Source organism: Kangiella koreensis DSM 16069 (genome assembly GCF_000024085.1).
Taxonomy (GTDB): domain Bacteria; phylum Pseudomonadota; class Gammaproteobacteria; order Enterobacterales; family Kangiellaceae; genus Kangiella; species Kangiella koreensis.
On record NC_013166.1, the window covers coordinates 639,628 to 660,797 of the forward strand.

The following is a 21,170-nucleotide window of genomic DNA, read 5'->3' on the forward strand; positions in this document are numbered from 1 at the left end:
AAAGATTCTCATTTTGTATAGTCGACATTTAATAGATAGTTAAACAGATAGGACTGAGGGAATGCTATTCAGTTCCAATGGGCGAGATTATGCCTGTTTTTAGGATGGCTTGCATCTTTGGGGGAATTTCATAGGGCAGGTTTTTGGAGATTCGCATTATCCGCAAGTTTGTCATTCCAAACTAGATTTGGAATCTGCTCTTATATTGTGAAGTAGCGCTAATTGCATATATATGCCTTATCCCTAAAGAAAGAGCAGATCCTGAATTAAATTCAGGATGACATGCCTGGAGGGATTTTAGCTATATTTAAGGCGTGTTATCCAGCGTCTTGGGCTTCAGGGAAGCGTTGTAGGACTTCCATTAAGTAACGATTGTTTGGATTCTGGCGCAGGGCTCTTTGCCACACTTCAGTGGCTTTTTCCTTTTCGTTCATGACCCATAGGACTTCGCCTAAATGGGCGGCAACTTCGGGTAAGGGTTGCTTTTGATAGGCCATCTGCAGAAATTCGAGTGCTTTTTTTAGATTGCCCAGGCGGTATTGCACCCAGCCCATGGAGTCGAGAACGGCGCTGTTTTCGGGATCATGCTGGTAAGCGGCTTCCACCAAACGTTGCGCTTCATCCAGAGAGCGGTTCATATCGGCCAGCGTATAGCCCAGAGCGTTCATGGCATCATGATGATCCGGCTTAATAGATAGAATGGTGCGCAGATCCTGCTCCATTTGTTGGAAATAACCCAAAGGCTCTCCTGCTAAAGCTTTGACGTACAACAGGTCAAGATCATTCGGGAATTGCTCGACTTCTTTTTCCAGCAACAGATAAGCAGACAGGTGGCTGTGGCGTGCTTGCAACATGCGTGCACCAATTATGGTGATTTCTTTGTGCAGTTGTTCGTCGCCTGCCTGGGCTCGAAGCTGGTTGATCGAGTCAATCATTTCATCGACTGACTGGATCTGATTGAGCAGTTGTAGTTTCTGGTAATAAAGAGAGGTTTTGTTGGGTTCGACCTGCAAAGCGCTTTCAATGCGTTGAGCTGCAAGTTCGTATTGCTGAATCTGAGTCAAAAAGCTGATCTCAAACTGTAGCAGACGTTGTTTTTCCTGCAGGCTGACCATCTGTTGAGCCTGTTGCAGGCTTTTCATGGCATATTGCCAATTGCCCTGTTCATGCAGCAGGTGCGCCAGGCGAGTACGGGCGGTATAAAAATAATTACCCGGAGGCACCATTTCGTAACAGCTAATGGCGCGAACCGGATCTTTGTTACGTAATGCTGAGTCGGCGCAATAATAGCTGGTTATGTCTTTTTTGAAGTTTTTACGCGCAAGTTGCCAGAAGTTATTCGAACTTTGTTCATAGGCTTCTATTGCATATTGGCTGCCAGCCATTAAGAATTGCGCCTGGTAATTTTTAGGCTCTTTGCTCAGTACTTGCTGAAAAGCCAGTATGGCACCGCTGTAATTTTTTTGGGTATACAGCAGTTCGCCCAGCTCAAAGGTTTGTTTGCTGTTGAGACGTTTACTTTCTACTACATTGATTAAATAGTCAGCGCGTTTCTCGCTCGATTCCAGCGCCAGGGCTTCGCCTTTCAATTCGATGGCTGACAGGAATTCATCATTTTCTGATAACACCTCATCCAGCAGTCGATGGATGCGAGCTTGATAAAACGATGGGTTGTGGCTGTTGAGTAAAAGATAGGCCTCAAGTGCTTTTAACACGGGATGGTTGAGACGTTCAGATTCCTGATTGAAATAGTGAATGAAGTCAGCATTGTCCTGATAGGTGGTAACCTGTGTCAGTTGGTAAAGCTGTTCATCTTGCGATGGCGGTAGAAGTTTCAGTAGCAGGTGTAATTCGTCATTAGCGGTGGCGTAATCTTCTGTGGCGACTGCGGTTAGCATTTTGACTTTATGAGCATCGGGATCTTCGGGCGAATGTTTAAGCCAGATACTCAACGCGTAATTGACTTGCTGATAGTTGTGTTTTTCCAGTGCGACGACTGCCGCGCGACGAGCTAAAGCAATACTGCCGGTGCGTTCGGCTGAGTCTAAAAAGTTGCTTTGCGCAATATCCTCAAGGTTCTGCTGAGAGGCAATATTAGCCAGCAGAATACTGAAATACAGTTGGCTGCGCTGATCCGCTGACATATGAGAAATATCAGGATAGGTCGCGTGGTCGTGGGCCGGTTCCGGATCTTTTTCCGCTACCATGGGCTGCTTGCTGGAACAGGCGGCTAACAGGAGCAGTGCGGCGAGCCATTGTAAAAGAAGGATATAAAAACGCTTATTCATCCTTCAATCCTACAATCTCTTTATGACAAGAGGTAGGAATAATTTGTCATAATAAGTAAATTGTTTCTGCGAGCAAAGGCCAACAGCCCCTATTTTCGATTAGCGGACATGACGGCTCAGTGTTATAATTCGCGCCAATTATAAGCCTTTGATTTCTCGTTATTTTTGGGCTGGGCTGCAACAAACCAACCGTTTCTTATCTATGTCATTGATTGCATTAGGAATTAACCATAAAACTGCCTCTTTAGCTGTGCGCGAAAAAGTTGCGTTCGCTGATCATGAGTTAGGCGAAATCATGGCTGAACTGGCGGAAGCTCTGCATCAGTGCGAAGTAGCGGTTTTATCGACCTGTAATCGAGTCGAATTTTATGTGTCGAGCGATAATCAAACTCCTGAACAGCTAAGAGAACAGCTGTTGCATTGGCTGCAAGTTAAAAAGCAGTTGCATGAAGATTTGCACTCGGCGGTTTATTGCCACGATGAAGAGAAGGCGGTGCTGCACCTGATGCGCGTTGCCAGTGGTCTGGATTCGATGGTGCTGGGCGAGCCGCAAATTTTGGGCCAGCTTAAAGCCAGTTATCAGAAAGCGCGTCGCGCTGGCACCATTAATCAGGTCATGGAGCGTTTATTCCAGAAGACTTTTTCGGCAGCCAAGCGAGTTCGTCATGAAACCGATATCGGAACCAATCCAGTGTCGGTTGCCTATGCGGCGGTCAGTTTAGCAAAGCATGTTTTTGCAGATTTTTCTAAGCTAACAGTGATGTATGTGGGCGCTGGTGAAACTATTGAATTAGCTGCTCGTCATTTGCAGCAGCAAGGCGTTGGTAAGATGATTATGGCTAACCGAACGCTGGCCAATGCACAAAAATTGGCGAAAGAGTTTGAAGGCAAGGCGATTGGCCTTGAGGCCATTCCTCATTATCTGTCACAAGCGGATATCGTAATTTCGTCAACCGGTAGCATGTTGCCTATTATTGGCAAAGGCATGGTTGAGCAGGCGGTTAAAGAACGTCGTCGCAGAAGTATGTTTATGGTCGATTTGGCGGTGCCACGCGATATTGAAAGCTCGGTTGGCAAGCTGGATGATGTTTACCTTTATACGGTCGATGATCTGGAAGGTGTGATTCAGGAAAATATGCAGGCGCGGCAAGAAGCGGCTGCAGAAGCTGAGCATATTTTGCGGCATTTCAGCGACGAGTTTCGTCAGTGGCAACTGGGTCGACAAAAACACGATACGGTTCGTGAGTTGCAACAGAAATATTCGGATGTTGCGCAGAATGAATTGCAACGTGCTAAAGCGCAACTTGCCAATGACGGCGATCCTGAGCAGGTTATGGAACAGTTAGCGCATCGCCTGACGAAAAAGTTTTTGCACCAGCCATTGGTCTGGTTACGTAATGAAGATGATGAAGTGGATACCCATGAGGTGCTCCGCAAGTTATTCGATTTAGAAGACGATAATTAACTATCGATTGAGCCTGATGGTTTCAGGTTACAGCATACAATAACAAGGTTTATATGTTACAAGATTCGATTATTGAAAAATTACAAGGTCTGGTCGATCGCCACGAAGAAATTAGTGCTTTGCTGGGCGATCCGGATGTGATCGGTGATCAAAATAAATTCCGCGACCTGTCAAAAGAGTATTCTCAGCTTGAAGAGGTGGTGAACACCTTTCAGCGCTATGAAGAAGCGGAAGAAAGCCTTAAAGCTGCTGAAGAGATGCTTAAGGATGAAGACCCGGATATGCGTGAAATGGCACAGGAAGAGTTGAAAGACGCAAAAGGCCAGATTGAACTGCTCGAAGTAGAGATGCAAAAACTTCTGCTACCGCGCGATCCCAATGATGACAAAAATACCTTCCTTGAAATTCGTGCCGGAACCGGTGGTGATGAAGCGGCGATATTCGCCGGTGATTTGTTCCGCATGTACAGCAAATATGCCGAGAAAAAACGCTGGCAGGTTGAAGTGATCAGCCAGAGTGACGGCGAACATGGTGGCTATAAAGAAATCATTGTGCGCATTAGTGGTGATAGCGTTTACTCGCATCTGAAATTCGAGTCGGGTGCTCATCGTGTGCAACGTGTTCCTGAAACCGAATCGCAAGGTCGTATTCACACTTCAGCTTGTACCGTGGCGGTAATGCCGGAAGCGGATGAATTGGACGCGATTGAAATTAATCCTGCTGATTTAAAAATTGATACCTTCCGTGCCTCAGGTGCGGGTGGTCAGCACGTCAACAAAACTGACTCGGCGATTCGTATTACCCACTTGCCAACAGGCGTTGTGGTCGAGTGTCAGGATGAGCGTTCTCAGCACAAAAACAAAGCCAAAGCGATGTCGGTATTGCAAGCTCGTTTGACCGCTGCGGAACAGGCCAAAGCTCAATCGGAACAAACCGAAATGCGTCGCAATCTGGTCGGAACGGGTGATCGTTCGGATCGCATTCGCACTTACAACTTCCCGCAAGGGCGCATGACTGACCACCGCATTAATCTGACGTTATATAAGCTGGATGAAATCATGGAAGGCGATATCGATCAGATTGTTGGCCCGCTTATTCAGGAGCATCAGGCCGATCAGTTGGCAGCATTGTCAGGACAAAGTTCATAACTGCAATGAAAGCGCTAAGCGTTGCCCAGGCCTTGCTTTGGGCAAAAGAGCAGCTCCGGGCCAGGCAGCAACTCGAAGCATATGATGAGGCTGCGTTAGATGCAGAAATTTTGTTGGCTTTTGCCATCGACAAAAATCGAACCTGGCTGAAAACATGGCCAGAGTATCTCCTTTCCGAAGACCAGAAATCCTGTTTTGAAGACTTTATCAGCCGGCGTCGCCAAGGTGAGCCAACGGCTTATATCATTGGTGAACAAGAGTTCTGGTCTCTGACTCTGAATGTGACTCGCGATACTTTGATTCCGCGCCCGGAAACTGAAATGCTGGTTGAGCAGGCGCTATTAAGAATTCCCTCTGACGAGAGTTATTCTATTGTTGATCTCGGCACCGGAAGCGGAGCAATAGCCTTGGCGATAGCCAGCGAACGACCGCAGGCGACTGTGTGGGCATTGGATATGAGTGAGCTTGCCTTAAAAGTTGCTCAAGCGAATGCTGAAAGTAATCAGATCGATAATGTTACCTTTGAACAGGGTAGTTGGTTAAGCAATTGGCTACATGGCAAGCTGGATATGATTGTCAGTAACCCTCCTTATGTTGCCCCTAACGATCCGCACTTGGCAGATTTAGTGTATGAGCCTGTGACCGCACTGGTTGCCGAAGATAAGGGTTTGTCAGATATTCGACAAATCACCCAGCAGGCAACCGAGCATTTAAAGCCTGATGGCTATTTATTGTTTGAGCATGGCTATGACCAGGGACAGGCCGTTCGCGAAATATTGCAGCAGACTGGATTTGAACAGATTGAGACCATTAAAGATTACGCTGGACTGGATCGAGTGACCTTAGGTTTATACTCAAAAGATTAAAAACTACAGCCAACAAAGATAAGAGCAACAGCTCAGTGTGGTTGAACCAAACTCCGGGGAAAGTGTCTTTGTATATGGGGATTTTATGCGCAACACTATCATTCCAGCGAAAAGCCATTACCGCTTCACAAAAATATGTGAAGCAATAGGTTTTTAGCTTGCTCACACAGGTCAGTATTGTTAGAGTAGCCCGATTGGGTAAAAAAGCATATAAGCCTTGCTATTACTGGCGTTTGAGCCGATTCGAATAGCACAGCTTGGCTCTATCTTGTTACGGTCTTGTAGTGGCAATAACCAGAGCCTGAATCCTATAATCATCCTTATATTTGAAATTAGCGAGAAATTTCCTTAGATGTTTAATAAATTACGTGGTTTATTTTCAACCGACCTGTCGATTGATTTGGGGACTGCCAACACTTTGATTTACGTTCGTGACCAGGGTATCGTTTTGAATGAGCCTTCTGTGGTTGCGATTCGTCAGGAACGTGCTGGCGGGGCAAAGTCAATTGCGGCAGTTGGTGAAGCTGCTAAGCGCATGTTGGGTCGTACACCGGGCAATATCGTTGCCATCCGTCCTTTGAAAGATGGTGTGATTGCGGATTTTGAAGTGACTGAAAAAATGCTTCAACATTTTATTCGCAAAGTTCATGACAACACCTTCTTCCGTCCAAGCCCTCGAGTTCTTATTTGTGTTCCTTGCGGTTCAACTCAAGTTGAGCGTCGTGCGATTAAAGAATCAGCGATCGGTGCTGGTGCGCGTGATGTGTTCTTGATTGAAGAACCAGTTGCGGCCGCAGTTGGTGCAGGTTTGCCAGTCGGCGAAGCACGCGGTTCGATGGTAGTGGATATTGGTGGTGGTACTACTGAGATTGCTATCCTGTCATTAAATGGTGTGGTTTATTCTGATTCGGTACGCATTGGTGGTGACCGTTTTGATGAAGCAATCATCGAATACATTCGTCGTAACTACGGCACCGTTATTGGTGAAGCTACCGCAGAGCGTATTAAGCATGAAATTGGTACTGCTTATCCAGGCACTGAAGTTCGCGAGTTGGACGTCCGTGGTCGAAACCTGGCAGAAGGTATTCCAAGAAGCTTTACCATCAATAGCAACGAAGTCTTAGAAGCATTACAGAATCCATTGCACGGCATCGTGCGAGCGGTAAAAGCAGTTCTCGAGCAGTCGCCTCCTGAGTTAGCTTCGGATATTTCTGAACGTGGTATGGTGTTAACTGGTGGTGGTGCATTGATTCGCGATATCGATCGCTTATTGATGGAAGAAACCGGTTTACCGGTCATTGTTGCTGAAGATCCATTGACCTGTGTTGCTCGTGGTGGTGGCAAAGTTCTTGAAACAATCGATGAGCATGGCGGCGATTTATTCTCATACGATTGATTTTTAAAGAAATATTGACGAAAATCGGGCACTTACAGGCCCGATTTTTGTATCTGCTTCAGGAGTCCAGTTATTAAGAATCTATTTACGCGAGGACCATCGTTAGTTTTGCAGCTGATTATTACGCTGTTGCTTGCGTGTGTCTTGATGGTTCTGGACTACCGTTATGGCTATTTAACTAGCGCGCGTAAAGCGAGCGCTACTTTTCTTTCGCCTTTGTATTATCTTGCTAATTTACCGAATGAGATTGCTGCTTGGGCAGATAACAATATTATCAGTCGAAATGATCTGATTGACCAAAACCGTCAGCTTAAAGATGAGGTTTTGATCCTGAAGGCACAAAACCAGCGCCTGATTGGTCTTGAATCTGAAAATGCACGTCTACGTTCATTATTAGGATCATCGCGTTCTTTTCGCGGTAAACGGTTAATTGCGGAAGTCTTGAATATTGATAGCCAGCGCTTCTCTAATGAACTGTTGTTAAACAAGGGATCTACAAACGAAGTTTTTGTGGGGCAGCCTGTGGTGGATTCCGAAGGGGTCATGGGGCAGATTGTAGAAGTTTCTTTGACTACCAGCCGAATGATTTTGTTAAATGATCAAAAGCATGCTATTCCGATTCGAAATGATCGCAATGGTGTTCGAGCCATCGCACAAGGCGACGGGCAATTATTATTCCTGCGACACCTGCCTAACACAACTGACATCCGTGAAGGTGATTTGTTATTAAGCTCAGGCTTGGGCGAGAAGTTTCCCGATGGTTACCCGGTTGCTAAAGTGATTTCAGTGACAAAACAATCTTCTCAACCTTATGCGCAGATTATTGCTGAACCGACGGCCAATATTAATACCGCTAATCATGTTCTATTGTTATGGCCTTACATGCCATCCATTGATGACCTTGACGAAAACCAAATAGAGTCATCGGAGAAATAATGGCATGAAAACGATGAAGAATGAAGTTAAACACGGAACCTGGGTCATTATACTGAGCCTGATCATTGGTATGATTCTGGATATCTTCCCGTTGCCAGAAACCTGGCAGCCATTTAGACCGAGCTTTACCTTTTTAATATTTAGTTATTGGGTTATTGCGCTTCCGCATCGAATTGGTTTGTTGTGGGCATTTATTACAGGTTTGGCGCTTGATGCCTTGCTAGGTACAACTTTGGGTTTACACTGTTTTTCGCTGGCCGTATTGACCTTTATTCTTCAACTGAATCATCAGCGCCTTCGCTTATTTCCATTATGGAAACAAGCATTGACCCTAATCTTTTTGAGCGTTATTTATTTTGCAATAGTTTTGTGGCTGGCTCGTCTTACTGGGAAACCAGAAAGTGATAGTTGGTACTGGATAGCAACTTTAACTAATGGCTTGTTGTGGCCATGGCTGTTTGTTCTATTGCGTGATATTCGTCGCTACTTCCATGTGGTATAAGCACACTGTTTAAGGGGGCTTGATGTTTGAGCAAATTTACCTGGCTTCTGCTTCGCCACGTCGTAAAGAATTATTAACCCAGTTGGGGGTGTCATTTATTCAAGTGGCTAACGATTTTGATGAAACGCCACTAGTGAATGAGTCTGCCGAAGATTATGTGACACGATTAGCCATCGGCAAAGCGCGCTCCGCGCAACCTTTTTGTGATCCTGATAATCCTCTACCTATTCTTGGTGCTGATACAATTGTGGTATTAAATGGCCAGTTTCTCGGCAAGCCTGCTGACCTAGATGAAGCAAAGTCGATGCTTAAACAACTGTCGGGCCGTACGCACCAGGTTTATAGTGGCGTTAGCCTTTGTTACCAAGATAAAACGATCTGGCAAGTGTCAAAAAGTGATGTCACTTTCAGTCAGTTGACCGAGCAAACGGTCGATGCTTATTGCGCGACAAAAGAGCCGTTAGGAAAAGCTGGTTCATACGCGATTCAGGGCATTGCTGGTAGCCTGGTTAATGGCATCAATGGTAGTTACAGCGGGATTGTTGGGTTACCATTGTATGAAACCAGAATTCTGTTAGAGCAGATGCAGATCAGACATCTTCTCTCACCTCAGCTATCACCTCAACAGTCACCAGGATAAGAGGTCGTTGAAATCATGCGTGATGAAATTTTAATTAATGTCACCCCACAGGAAACGCGCGTTGCGTTAGTCGAAAATGGTGTCTTGCAGGAAGTGCATCTTGAACGAACGACTAATCGTGGCATTGTCGGCAATATTTATAAAGGTATTGTCCGTCGAGTAATGCCAGGTATGCAGGCAGCCTTTGTCGATATCGGCCATGACCGTGCAGCTTTCTTACACGTCGCTGATATTGTTGCCATTAAAAATGATGAAGAAAAGCATGCGGTAGAAGGCTCGGAACTTCTGGATAAACAGGATGCGCACGAAGCCGATATCGCAACTTTGCTGCACGAAGGACAGAAAATTATTGTACAGGTCATCAAAGATCCGATTGGTAGTAAAGGCGCTCGTTTAACCACTCATATTACGATTCCTTCACGATTCCTGGTGTTAATGCCGGACAATCCTCATGTTGGCGTTTCACAACGGATTGAGGATTTAGATGAGCGTACACGATTAAAAGATTTATTAGCTGATACTGACTTTGGTGGTGACACGGGTTATATCATTCGCACCGCAGCAGAAGGGGCGAGTGATATTGAGCTCGATCGTGACGTAAAGTTTCTATCCAAACTGTGGAGTGGGATTAGTGAAAAAGCAAAGACAACCAAAGCCCCTCAATTAGTTCATGAAGATTTGGCGTTAGAACTGAGAATTATGCGTGACATTATTGAAGATGATATTGAGCGAGTGCGCATGGATAATTCACAAAGTTTTAAACGCATTCAAAATTTTGTCATGGAGTTCTTGCCTGAAATTAATAATCGGATAGAGCATTATGAGGGTGAGCGTCCGATTTTTGACCTTTACAATATTGAAGAAGAAATAAAAAAAGCACTGGAGCGGAAGGTTCCTTTGAAGTCAGGTGGGTATTTAATTATTGATCAAACTGAAGCGATGACTACAGTTGATGTCAACACCGGTGCTTTTATAGGCCATAAAAACCTGGAAGAAACAATCTTTCGCACTAACCTTGAAGCCGCAACGGCTTTAGCCCGTCAGTTACGATTGCGTAACCTTGGCGGCATTATTATTGTCGATTTTATTGATATGCAGGATGAGGAGCACAAACGGCATGTGCTGCGAACGCTGGAAAAAGCGGTAGAGCGTGACCATGTCAAAACATCTATTTCTGAGGTGTCAACGCTGGGACTTGTTGAAATGACACGTAAACGTTCACGAGAAAGTCTTGAGCGTTTGATGTGTGAACCTTGTCAGCAATGTAATGGACGAGGTTTTGTTAAAACACCGGTCACGATTTGTTACGAAATATTCCGAGAAATCAGTCGAGCATCGCGGGCTTATGATGTACAAAAGTTTTTAGTGCTTGCTAATCAAGAAGTGGTTGACTGTTTATTGGATGAGGAAGCGAGTAGTTTGGCTGAGCTTGAGGTTGATATTGATAAACCGATTCGCTTGCAAGTTGAAAGTTTATACTCGCCCGATCAATTTGATGTTGTATTGATGTAACCCGGAAATCAGATGGCAAAAGGCTTAATCACAATCGTTCGAAAATGGCTGACCAAGTTGCTTTGGTTAGTCTCGATCATTGTGATCTTATTTGTGCTATTAGTTTCGGTGGTAAAGCTGATTCTTCCCTATTGGCTAGATGATAAAGATAAAGTTATTGAATTGGTTGAAACCCAAATTGGAGGTGAATTTAATTATCAACAATTAGTAGTGGATTGGACTCGTTTTCGCCCCACCATCTATTTAGAAGAACTTAGCTGGGAAAATGACGACCATACCCTGCGTGTTGAAAGTTCACGTAACACTATTGAGCTCAATCTGTGGAAAAGTTTAATTGATGGCTATTTGAAAACGGAAAGTATTGAGATTAATGGCACTAATGTTACTTACACTTTACCTGATTCTAGTGCGGCATCTTCTACCGATTTTTCACTCGACTCCATTCGCCGCTCTTTAAGTATGAATCCAGAGATCTTGCAACAACGTAAGATCTCAATCCGAGACCTGGCTTTAACACTTCGTAATCAAGGAAATAGTCGCTCTTTAGTTGCTCCCATGATTCGCTATGAGCGAATGGGTCATGACCGACAATTAATTATTGATACACGAGGTGAATTATTCTCCAGTGGGCGATTCGTTATAGAAACAGAAGGGCAGCCATTTGAAGGTAGTAATGCGACTGACCTTTATGTGTCTTTAGAAGATACCGATATAAAGTCGTTAGCTCAATTTTTAAACCTCAAACAACAGTTTCCAGTCGATCTGATTAACCTCGAGTTATGGTTAAACTATGAAGGTGATAAACCGGTTTCTGGATATAGTCGTTTTATCGCTTCAGGTGATCAATCAAAAGTTGCAGAGCTGGAAGGCGCAATTCGATTTGATTCTGATAATGAATATTTCAAGCTTTTTAGCGATCGATTTAAATTAGTTCAAAGAGACGACGATAATAACTTGCGCAGCTTTGACAGTGATTTCCTGTTGCAAAAAAAGAAGCAGTCGCAAGGAGATGAATGGTCAGTTTCTGTTGATAATATTCCAATTAGTTACTTACTCACTGTGATAAAGCCTTTTTTATTGGTAGAGCATATTGAGTGGGCCAACGGCCTGGATCCGAAAGGGCATATAAATCATTTCGAACTGTTAGCATTACATAATGAAGAATCATTCAAAGCGCAAAAAGCCGATATTGAATTAAGCAATCTGGTTGTCAAAGAGTATCAGCAAATTCCAGCACTCGAAATTAATCAATTACAAATTGCGGATGAAAACGCTCAGTGGCGAGTTAAGCTTAACAGTTATGATTCACAGTTTGCTAAAAGTGATTGGTTAAAGGCACCTGTAGTTCTGGAGCAATTAGTCTTTGACGGGCTTGTTGAACTGGATGAAACGATCAATATCAACATTGATGAATTGATTATTAAAAACCAAGATCTTAATATTAAAGCACAGGGATTGGTTAGTCTGAATGAAGGTGATAGCGGTAAGATTGATACGGAAGTAGCGTTATACGCTGAAGCGAAAGATTTGAAAATTGCTGAGCTACATAAATATTGGCCTCGCCAGGGTATGAAAAAGAAGGCCGTTGACTATTTAGATATGAGCCTGAAAGGTGGCGTGGTAGAACGTGCGAAGTTAGTATGGCGTGGCGGAGTTGAGGCATTTCCATATCAGGATGAGAGCGGTCAGTTTTATGTTGAAGCTAAAGTTCGTGATGCGCTTTTTAAGTTTGATCCTGAATGGCCACAGGCTGAACAGCTCAATGCAACAGCAATTTTCGATAATGATGAAATGCGTATTGTGGCGGAAACAGGGCAGTTGCTAGGTAGCACAGTCAATAGCGCTTCGGCGACTATTGACTCTTTCAGTAACGATATTTCTATGCTGACTATTCATGTCGATGGGAATGTTAGTAGTCAATCGTATGCGCAACTCCATCAGAATTCTCCGCTAAAAGATAAACTGGGTGAGGCGGTAACGGACTTTGTTTTCGCCCAACCGATTAATCCCAAGTTGGAAATTACTATTCCGTTAGGAAACGATGTTCCAGCCAGTATTAAAGGTTCTATTCCACTGAATGGTCATACTATTAGCTATAAGGATTTCCCTGTAAAATTAAGACAGGTCGGTGGTTTTATTCATTTTACGGATGACGGTGCTTTTTCAGAAGCTCTTCATGCCAGCTTATGGGGTAACTCATTCGCAATTAACGTCAAGGTTGATGAGTTCACCAATGATTCCGACTTGGTAACAATTGATGCCAATTCTGATTTTGCCATCAATAACATATTTACATCACAAAAAATCGAATCACCCTTAACTATAAATGGGGCAAGTCAACTTATTGTTCGCTACCGAATCGATCAGGAAGAAAAACAATCTTTAATTGTACGTACTGATTTGAAGGGTACAGAAATCATTGGTCCTGATTGGTTGAGTAAGGAGAAAGCTGAAACTTCTGATGTGTTAATAACATTGTTTGAATCAGCAGGTAAAATCAATAGTAGGGCGATTTATCGAAATACTATTTCTTCTCGGTTAGCTTTCTCAACTGATTCCATGAATGATCTAAATGGCGTGATTGCTCTTGGCAATCTGGCGACGCAAAACATACAGGCACCTGAGCAAGGCGTGGCCATTCGAGGTCAGTTTAATGAGATCAAAAGTTATGACTGGATAAATAGTCTGCAGTTTAAAGGTGAGCAGTCCTTTAAGTGGCCGCGTTGGATTGATCACATTGATGTAAGAACACCGCTGTTTGATATAGCAGGGCAGAAGCTGCATGAAGTGCGTTTAACCGATGAAGTTCTGGCTGGCGAATATTTGCGCTTCAAGGTTACAGCCGAAGAAGGTCAGGGGAGTTTGACGCTTTACGAAGATGGCCGTAAGAGAGTTCAGATTGATGAGTTGGATATTAAGTTAGAGCCTTTTAGTAAATTATCTGAAAGCGAAATATCACTGGATAAAAAGGCTTTGTATGATTGGCAGCTAGAGTGTGCCTCCTGCCGTATTAATGGTATCGATACGGGCTTTTTGACCTTGGTTACACAAAAAGCTGAAGGCGGAGTGACCATTCAAGGCGACAGTAAAATAGAAGGCTTATTGTCAGCTTATCTTGAGGGCAGTTGGCTGGGTGACGTCAGTAACGTCAAAATAAATTTTTCCTCGCCAAATGCAGGACGACTATTGCAACGCTGGGGTTATGGTGATGGTATTCGAGATACCAGTACTAACGGTAGCCTTGATCTAAGCTGGTCTGGTGGATGGCATAAGTTTGAGCTTAATCAGAGTAATGGAACCTTTAATGTTAGTACTGGCCAAGGGGTTGTTCGTGAGTTGAGTGACAGGCAGGCCAGGGTATTCAGCTTGCTGTCTTTGCAAAGTTTACGTCGCCGTTTATCGCTTGATTTCAGTGATCTATTTGAGGATGGTTTCTTCTACGATTCAATCAATGGTCGCTTTACAATAAAAAAAGGCATCGTTTATAGTGAAAACGTTTCAATTAATGGTGCCACGGCGGAAGTTACTATTACCGGATATACCGATCTGGTTAATAATAAAGTTGATCAAAATGTTTTAGTTATTCCAAAGTTAGGATCCAGTTTACCAGTTTTAGCAGGTTGGGCAATCGAACCAACTACAGGTTTAATCATGCTGCTCATTAATAAAATTTTCGAGCCGGTGCTAGATGTTGTTGTGAGTATTGAGTATAAAATCAAGGGTGATCTTGATAATCCCGAAGTGATTGAGTTGGATAAAAAATCAAAAGAGATTGTAATTCCTGACGAAGAACTTTTAGAAGAGGCTGAGGATCAGCCAATCATGGATAGTGAACTTATTAATCAAGAGCAAAGTCCAGAGCAAGATAGCCAGAGTAGTGATAGTGAGCAATCAGCGATTGAAAAGGAAGTGCAAGCACTAGAAGATGATAGACCAAAACAAACTCGAGAGGAGGATGGAAATGACAAGTAGCGTTAAGGTTGCTTTAATTCAGATGACCTCATCCAGTGAGGTCGATGATAATCTTGCTAAAGCAGAGAAGCTGATAGAGTCTGCTGCGGCACAAGGTGCCCAATTCATTGTATTGCCCGAAAGCTTTGCTTTGATGGAAAAATATAATGGGCAAAAGCTCGAACATGTTGAACGCGATGGCCAGGGAAAAGTTCAAGACTGGATGTCTTCGCTGGCAAAGAAATTAAAGCTGGTATTGGTAGGCGGCACCATAGCCGTTGAGTCTGAGATTGAAAATAAACCCTATGCGCGTTGTTATGTTTATCAGGAAGACGGTAGCCTTCTAGCTCACTACGACAAAATACATTTATTTGATGTGTCGGTGAAAGAGGGAGAAAGTTACTCAGAGTCATCCAATACTCTCGCTGGATCTGAACCTGTGACGTTTAATTGGCAAGGTATTACCTTTGGCTGTTCCGTCTGTTATGACTTACGTTTTCCGGAGTTATATCGTTATTATCAGACCCACAATGTGGATGTCATTCTGGCACCTTCAGCATTTACTCTCGCCACAGGCAAGGTACATTGGAAGCTGTTGTTACAGGCGCGGGCGGTTGAGAATTTGGCTTTTGTAGTCGCCCCAAATCAAACCGGTACCCATGATAACCAAAGAAAAACTTTTGGTCATAGTATGGTGATTGATCCATGGGGTGAAGTCATTGATGAGTTGCAAGAAGATGAAGGTATATCGATCGCAACGTTAAATATCAATAAGATTGATATGATCAAAGAAAAATTCCCTGTGCACCTGCACCGCAAATTAATGAGTTAATTAAATGAATTCCCTAATCAAACAAGTTGAACAGCGTATATTTGAAGAGTCTGATCTAAGCATCGCAGTACTGGAAGATGCTATTCGAAAGCTACACCGATTTGATATTAGTTACTCAGACATTTTCATTCAAGAAGTTCAACATCAGTATTGGCAGCTCGAAGATGGGATCGTTAAAGATGCCAGCTTCAATTTAAATAAAGGTCTTGGCGTGCGTGCGATTGAAGGTGAGAAAACCAGCTTTGCCTATGCCAACCAGTTACAAACTACGGCACTTGATAATGCGATAAGTGCTGCCACCAGTATGAGCAGAGCCAGAAAACAAGGCGCTGTATCTTTTAATCGCTTAGATCCCAAGCAACTCTACACTAGTCAGCCTGTTTTGTTTGCTGTCGAGCAGCAACAGAAAATTGATTTATTACGTCAGCTTGATGCAAAGGCGCGTCACCTTGATGAGAAAGTTCAACAAGTAATTGTTAGCCTTTCAGCGGTTGATGAACAAATGATGGTGCTGGCAAGTGATGGCGTTATTGCTGCCGATATTCGGCCCATGATTCGGTTGAATGTTTCAGTCATTGTTGAACATCAGGGCCGCCGGGAGCGAGGTAGTGCAGGATTAGGTGGACGTTACGATTGGCAGACCTTGTTAGAAGCTAATCTGGATGATTTGGCACAAACTGCTGTAACACAGGCTTTAATTAACTTAGATGCTATTGAAGCACCTGCCGGGTTAATGCCCGTCGTGTTAGGTAATGGCTGGCCGGGTGTTTTGTTGCACGAAGCGGTGGGTCATGGATTGGAAGGGGACTTTAATCGCAAAGGCTCTTCTGCCTATGCGGGCAAGATTGGGCAAAAAGTTGCCTCTGATTTATGTACAGTGGTTGATGACGGAACATTGCCCAATCAACGTGGCTCTTTAAGCGTTGACGATGAGGGTACAGTAAGCCAGTCAACAGTGCTGATAGAGAATGGTGTGCTCAAAGGCTATATGCAAGATAAGCACAATGCACAACTTATGGGACAAAAGGCTACTGGCAACGGACGTCGAGAGTCTTATGCTCACTTGCCGATGCCACGAATGACCAATACCTATATGATGTCTGGCGAATCCGATCCGCAAGACATTATCAAAAGCGTTAAGAAAGGGATCTATGCGCCGAATTTTGCCGGCGGGCAAGTTGATATTACATCAGGGAATTTTGTGTTCAGTGCCAGCGAAGCTTACTTGATTGAAGATGGCAAAATCACCGCACCCATAAAAGGTGCCACATTAACGGGTAACGGCCCAGAAGTTTTAAAACGGGTCAGCATGGTCGGCAACGATAGCATGCTCGATCCAGGCATTGGCGTTTGTGGTAAAGATGGACAAAGTATCGCCGTCTGCGTAGGTCAACCTACTTTAAAAGTCGATCAAATGACGGTTGGTGGGACAAAGGTTTGATGTTTAGCCTTCTTCACTAAACTGCATATTATCGCGCAGGTAGCGAAACAGTTCGCGTTGGAATTTAGGGGCTTTATCAAGCTCCTTTTCTTTTTGCGCACTACGAACCATTTGACGTAGTTGTTGGCGGTCGAGGGTTGGCTCAAGTTGCAGTAGTTCGAAGGTGGCTGTGTCGCCTTCATTTATCAGACGGTCGCGCCATTGTTCTAGCAGGTGTTGTTTGCGTACTTCCAGTTGATGATACTGATCGGTTAATGCCAGCTCTGCTTTGATGCCATCTAAATCTTCGTCACGTAATACTTTACCAATGTACTTTATTTGGCGTTTTCTGCCCGTATGGTGACTGATTTTACGACCTTCTTTAATGGCTTTAAGACAGTTTTCCGACAAAGGTAACTTGTCCAGTAATGTCATGGGAATTTCCAATAGACGTTCACCAAGTTCGGTTATTTCAAGCAATTCTTTTTTGACTTGGGTTTTGGATTTTTCAGTGGATTCTTGATCGTCTTGGTGTGTCATAATTTTGTTATCGAGTGATTAGTTGCTGTTCGAATGGTTGCTTTAGGCTGTTGTCAAAATTGCAAACTTGCTTTGATGAAGGCTATGGTTTTTGGGTCCCAAATTGTGCTGCTATCAAAGTAGGAGCTATCATTGATATTGTGCTGCAATACCAGAGATAAAGATAGCTCTTTATCATCTATCGGGAAGCTATGGCTTATGCGAGCATCCCAGCGTTTGAAATCAGAGCGATTTTCCATATCTTGCAAATAATAAGCAGTGCTTACCTGAAGCTGCTCAGTTAGATGATGTTGGTACATCAAGGATAAGGTTTGCTTGGGCGCCTGATGGCGTAAGCTTCTTCCAGAGTCAACTTCAAGGTCCAGATAACTATAACTGAACCATAAACGGCTATCGCCGGTAAACTTATAATCAAGCTGTAAATCAAGCCCTTTGCTGGTATAGCTATTTGCATTTCTTGGGTCGTAACCATCTAATCCAAATAACCCATCAATGGTATGATTTAATGTGTCATGAAAAACTTTTATGTCGAAGTTAAGTTCATTGCCTGCTCGATAGAACCAGCCAATTTCCCGAGAAAGGATGGTTTCAGGTCTCAGGTTACCCATGGCTTGTGGGGTCTGGTAGAAGGTTGCAAAATTGTCGCTGCCATTAACTGGTGTAGATAAGTTGCGTAAAATGTACTGGCGATGACCGCTTTCTTCATAAAAATCTGGGTTGCGTGTACCCTTAGCTAAAATAAACCGCCAGGATGAATGCCTACTAGCTAGATAATTTAAAGCAATTCTTGGTGAAAATTCACCGCCTACAAAGTCATCATGTTCATACATGCTACCAATATTAAGCAAAGCATTTTCAGTAAAGCGCCATTCAAGATTCGCAAACAAGCGGTGAATATCGTTATGCAGTTTTCTATCAAAGAATGACTCACCCCGAATACTGTCCCGGCGCGAACTAAAGCCTGACACCAGGCGGGTCTCTGGGCTAAAGGTGTAAGTGTCCTGCAGCTCTATTTCCCACTTACTCTCATCAAAGTTCTGGTTTGCCGTACCGCAGGAAACGGTATTGCCGAGCTGCATAAATCGAGCAATAACTTGTTGAGTGAGTAGGGCCGCTTCGGGCGTACCTGGGTTGGGTAGCGGTGAGCCGCTTGAAATAGCGGCAATAAGCTGTTCGGTATAAAGTGGATCAGAGTTATATAAAGCACCCAGTTCATTGGTCAGAAATATGGCTGGTGGACAGGTTTGCCACTCTTCATTAACCGAATCCTGACTGTAATTAGCATTAAGTTTAATTTCATGTTCTTCAGTTAAATGGCGATCCCAAATTAGCTGAGCAAAACCATCATTAGTGGTTTTAGTATGAAATGGTTCTGTCTGATATACATCCAGTAGATCTTGATCCTCATCGGCCTGACTGTAGCCAAAGATAAATCGCCATTGCTCCTCGTGGGTTGGATTAAACACCATATCACCACGGAAATAATCGGTTGCGTGGTCGTCATAGCGCTCAGTGCCATTGCGCTGTAGATCGAATCCATCATCACTATGGTGGCCGACAGTCATGCGGTAGCTGAAATCTTCGGATTGGTTGGCTATTCGAACTGAACCATCGAGAATCCCCTTATTACCAACTGTGGCTGTGGCCTGGTTGCTGGCAACATCGGCCGGGTGTCGGCTGATGATGTTAATGACACCCAGGAACGAATTTGCTCCATAGGCGACAGTATTAGGTCCTCGAACCACTTCTATTCGTTCAACATCGTCAATGGAAAGCGACATGCTGCCCCACAAAACACGCGACAGGGCGGGTTTAAAAACAGAACGACCATCGACCAATACTTGAAGGCGTCGCGAAAAATCGGTGTGTAGGCCATGAATACTGACTTCGGGGGTATTACCACTCACATAGCCCACATTCATTCCAGGAACCAGGCGCAGCGCTTCGACGATGTTACGTGCACCAGAAGCCTCAATTAATTCACGGTCAATGATAGTGACGGATGCTGGGGTCTCAGCCTGGGGCTGCTCCAATCGAGTTGCGGAGAGAATTGTGGGTAACTGATCATCGAATAAATCAGTGTCGGTGGCAGGTTCAACGGCGTAACCATTTGCGGACAAGAGTAATGCGGAGATTGTCACTAGCAACTTCGATGGGGTCATGATTTAGCCATAAAAAAAACCAGTTCTCATTCTTTACAATCTAATATGTTAAGTCAAGTTTTGTCCTTACCCAACAAACACTTATAATAGCCTTCTTTTCGACTTATTAGTGGAGTGCCGAGTGGCTGCTGACAATCATTTAACTTTAAAACAAATTGCTGGGCAACAGACTATGACCGAGCAGCAATTCCGCCTGATGGTACAGGTTGCCTTACAGCAGGCCGCAGATGCTGGAGCAGACCAGTCCGAAATTTGGTGTTACAACACCATTGGTAACAGCATTGAGGTACGACAGGGAGAGCTCGAAACACTTGAGTTTAACCAGGATAGCCATTTCGGCATTAATGTGTATTTTGGCCAGCGCAAAGGTACTGTGTCAATTAACGACTTGACTGAAACGGCTGTACATAAAGGCGTGCAGGCGGCATGTGAGATTGCGGCATTTACTGAGCCGGATCCTTTTGCTGGGTTGGTTGATAAGGAGTTAATGGCCACTGAGTTTAAAGATTTGCAGTTGGATCACCCCAATGATCTGACTATTCCACAAATGGTTGAGTCGGCCAAAGCCTGCGAGGCTGTGGCCTTAAAGGACGCAAGAATCAAACAATCAGAAGGTGTCAGTAGCTATAACCATCGTTCGGTATCCTTATATGCTAATAGTTATGGGTTTATCGGGGCTAACCACACCACTCGATTTAGTTTGTCCAATTCTGTAATCGCTGAAACTGACAATGGCATGATTCGCGATGGTTATTACACCATTGGGCGTGATGTGGCTGATTTGTTGAGCCCCGAAAACGTCGGTGAGCTGGCAGCTGAGCGGGTTATCAATAAGCTTAAGCAGGGCAAAATCCCATCGGGTAATTATCCTGTTATTTTTAATGCGGAACTGGCTCGTGGACTTTGGTCTCACATGCTGTCTGCACTTAAAGGTGCGGCTTTATATCAAAGAGCATCTTTTTTACTGGATAAAAGAAATCAGCTAATCCTGCCTGAATTTGTTCAAATTGAAGAAGATCCATTTTTACTCAAGGGTTTCGGCAGTGGTAACTATGATAGCGATGGCGTCGCGACCAGGAAACGGGATATCGTGGTGGATGGTGTCTTAAAGGACTATTTCCTGAGTGGCTACTCAGCGCGCCGTTTAGGCTTACAGACCACAGGTAACGCAGGTGGTATTCACAATATTATTATCAAGTCTATGGATGTTTCCTTGCAGGACACGATGAAGCAACTGGGATCGGGATTATTGCTGACTGAAGTGATGGGGCAGGGCGTGAATACGGTCACCGGTAATTATTCTCGTGGAGCCAGCGGTTTTTGGTTTGAAAATGGTGAAATCCAGTTTTTTGCGCAAGAGTTAACTATTGCCGGTAACCTCGAGACAATGTTCAAAAATATTGTGGCGATTAGCAATGATGTAGATGACCGTTCGAGTATTTTGACTGGATCCGTTGCTATAGAAGGAATGATGGTTGCTAGCTAGTGACATGCTAGCCATCAGGAACAGAG

At 44.1% G+C, this 21,170-nt stretch carries 15 protein-coding genes; 12 read left to right on the forward strand and 3 right to left on the reverse strand.

Going from position 1 to position 21,170, the window contains the following annotated elements; translation table 11 throughout:
- Nucleotides 1-317: 317 nt before the first annotated feature.
- Nucleotides 318-2,288: a tetratricopeptide repeat protein gene (locus tag KKOR_RS03165; RefSeq protein WP_012800563.1), complete on the reverse strand. Its 1,971-nt coding sequence runs from the start codon at nucleotides 2,286-2,288 to the stop codon at nucleotides 318-320.
- Nucleotides 2,289-2,490: 202 nt separating this feature from the next.
- Here KKOR_RS03165 and hemA point away from each other — a divergent pair, with 202 nt between their 5' ends.
- The 11 genes from hemA to tldD all read left to right on the forward strand — a co-directional run bounded on the left by hemA (nucleotide 2,491) and on the right by tldD (nucleotide 16,977).
- Nucleotides 2,491-3,753: a glutamyl-tRNA reductase gene (gene hemA / locus KKOR_RS03170; protein ID WP_012800564.1), complete on the forward strand. Its 1,263-nt coding sequence runs from the start codon at nucleotides 2,491-2,493 to the stop codon at nucleotides 3,751-3,753.
- A 53-nt stretch (nucleotides 3,754-3,806) separates the two neighbouring features.
- A complete protein-coding gene (prfA, locus tag KKOR_RS03175; protein ID WP_012800565.1) occupies nucleotides 3,807-4,901 on the forward strand; it encodes a peptide chain release factor 1 in 1,095 nt (364 codons plus the stop codon).
- A gap of 5 nt (nucleotides 4,902-4,906) precedes the next feature.
- Complete coding sequence (gene prmC, locus KKOR_RS03180; RefSeq protein WP_012800566.1) at nucleotides 4,907-5,767, forward strand: peptide chain release factor N(5)-glutamine methyltransferase; 861 nt, start codon at nucleotides 4,907-4,909, stop codon at nucleotides 5,765-5,767.
- A 352-nt stretch (nucleotides 5,768-6,119) separates the two neighbouring features.
- A complete protein-coding gene (locus tag KKOR_RS03185) occupies nucleotides 6,120-7,163 on the forward strand; it encodes a rod shape-determining protein (RefSeq protein ID WP_012800567.1) in 1,044 nt (347 codons plus the stop codon).
- Nucleotides 7,164-7,235: 72 nt separating this feature from the next.
- The gene (mreC, locus tag KKOR_RS03190) at nucleotides 7,236-8,099 is read left to right on the forward strand and encodes a rod shape-determining protein MreC (RefSeq protein WP_041295997.1); all 864 of its coding nucleotides are present in this window, start codon (nucleotides 7,236-7,238) and stop codon (nucleotides 8,097-8,099) included.
- Nucleotides 8,100-8,103: 4 nt separating this feature from the next.
- Nucleotides 8,104-8,601 (forward strand): rod shape-determining protein MreD, encoded by a 498-nt coding sequence (gene mreD / locus KKOR_RS03195; RefSeq protein ID WP_012800569.1) that lies wholly within the window; start codon nucleotides 8,104-8,106, stop codon nucleotides 8,599-8,601.
- A gap of 22 nt (nucleotides 8,602-8,623) precedes the next feature.
- Complete coding sequence (locus KKOR_RS03200) at nucleotides 8,624-9,241, forward strand: Maf family protein (RefSeq protein WP_012800570.1); 618 nt, start codon at nucleotides 8,624-8,626, stop codon at nucleotides 9,239-9,241.
- A 15-nt stretch (nucleotides 9,242-9,256) separates the two neighbouring features.
- On the forward strand, nucleotides 9,257-10,753 hold the full coding sequence (gene rng, locus KKOR_RS03205) for a ribonuclease G (RefSeq protein ID WP_012800571.1): 1,497 nt from the start codon (nucleotides 9,257-9,259) through the stop codon (nucleotides 10,751-10,753).
- 12 nt (nucleotides 10,754-10,765) lie between these two features.
- Nucleotides 10,766-14,725, forward strand: a complete 3,960-nt coding sequence (locus KKOR_RS03210; RefSeq protein WP_012800572.1) for a YhdP family protein — start codon at nucleotides 10,766-10,768, stop codon at nucleotides 14,723-14,725.
- Nucleotides 14,715-15,536, forward strand: coding sequence for a carbon-nitrogen hydrolase family protein (locus KKOR_RS03215; protein ID WP_012800573.1), 822 nt, complete (start codon nucleotides 14,715-14,717; stop codon nucleotides 15,534-15,536). The genes KKOR_RS03210 and KKOR_RS03215 overlap by 11 nt, the downstream gene beginning before the upstream one ends.
- 4 nt (nucleotides 15,537-15,540) lie before the next feature.
- Nucleotides 15,541-16,977, forward strand: coding sequence for a metalloprotease TldD (gene tldD, locus KKOR_RS03220; RefSeq protein WP_012800574.1), 1,437 nt, complete (start codon nucleotides 15,541-15,543; stop codon nucleotides 16,975-16,977).
- Nucleotides 16,978-16,980: 3 nt separating this feature from the next.
- Here the strand turns inward: tldD and yjgA are convergent, their stop codons facing one another.
- The gene (gene yjgA / locus KKOR_RS03225) at nucleotides 16,981-17,496 is read right to left on the reverse strand and encodes a ribosome biogenesis factor YjgA (RefSeq protein WP_012800575.1); all 516 of its coding nucleotides are present in this window, start codon (nucleotides 17,494-17,496) and stop codon (nucleotides 16,981-16,983) included.
- 53 nt (nucleotides 17,497-17,549) lie between these two features.
- Nucleotides 17,550-19,658, reverse strand: a complete 2,109-nt coding sequence (locus tag KKOR_RS03230) for a TonB-dependent receptor plug domain-containing protein (protein ID WP_012800576.1) — start codon at nucleotides 19,656-19,658, stop codon at nucleotides 17,550-17,552.
- Nucleotides 19,659-19,779: 121 nt separating this feature from the next.
- Here KKOR_RS03230 and pmbA point away from each other — a divergent pair, with 121 nt between their 5' ends.
- Complete coding sequence (gene pmbA, locus KKOR_RS03235; protein ID WP_012800577.1) at nucleotides 19,780-21,144, forward strand: metalloprotease PmbA; 1,365 nt, start codon at nucleotides 19,780-19,782, stop codon at nucleotides 21,142-21,144.
- Nucleotides 21,145-21,170: the final 26 nt, after the last annotated feature.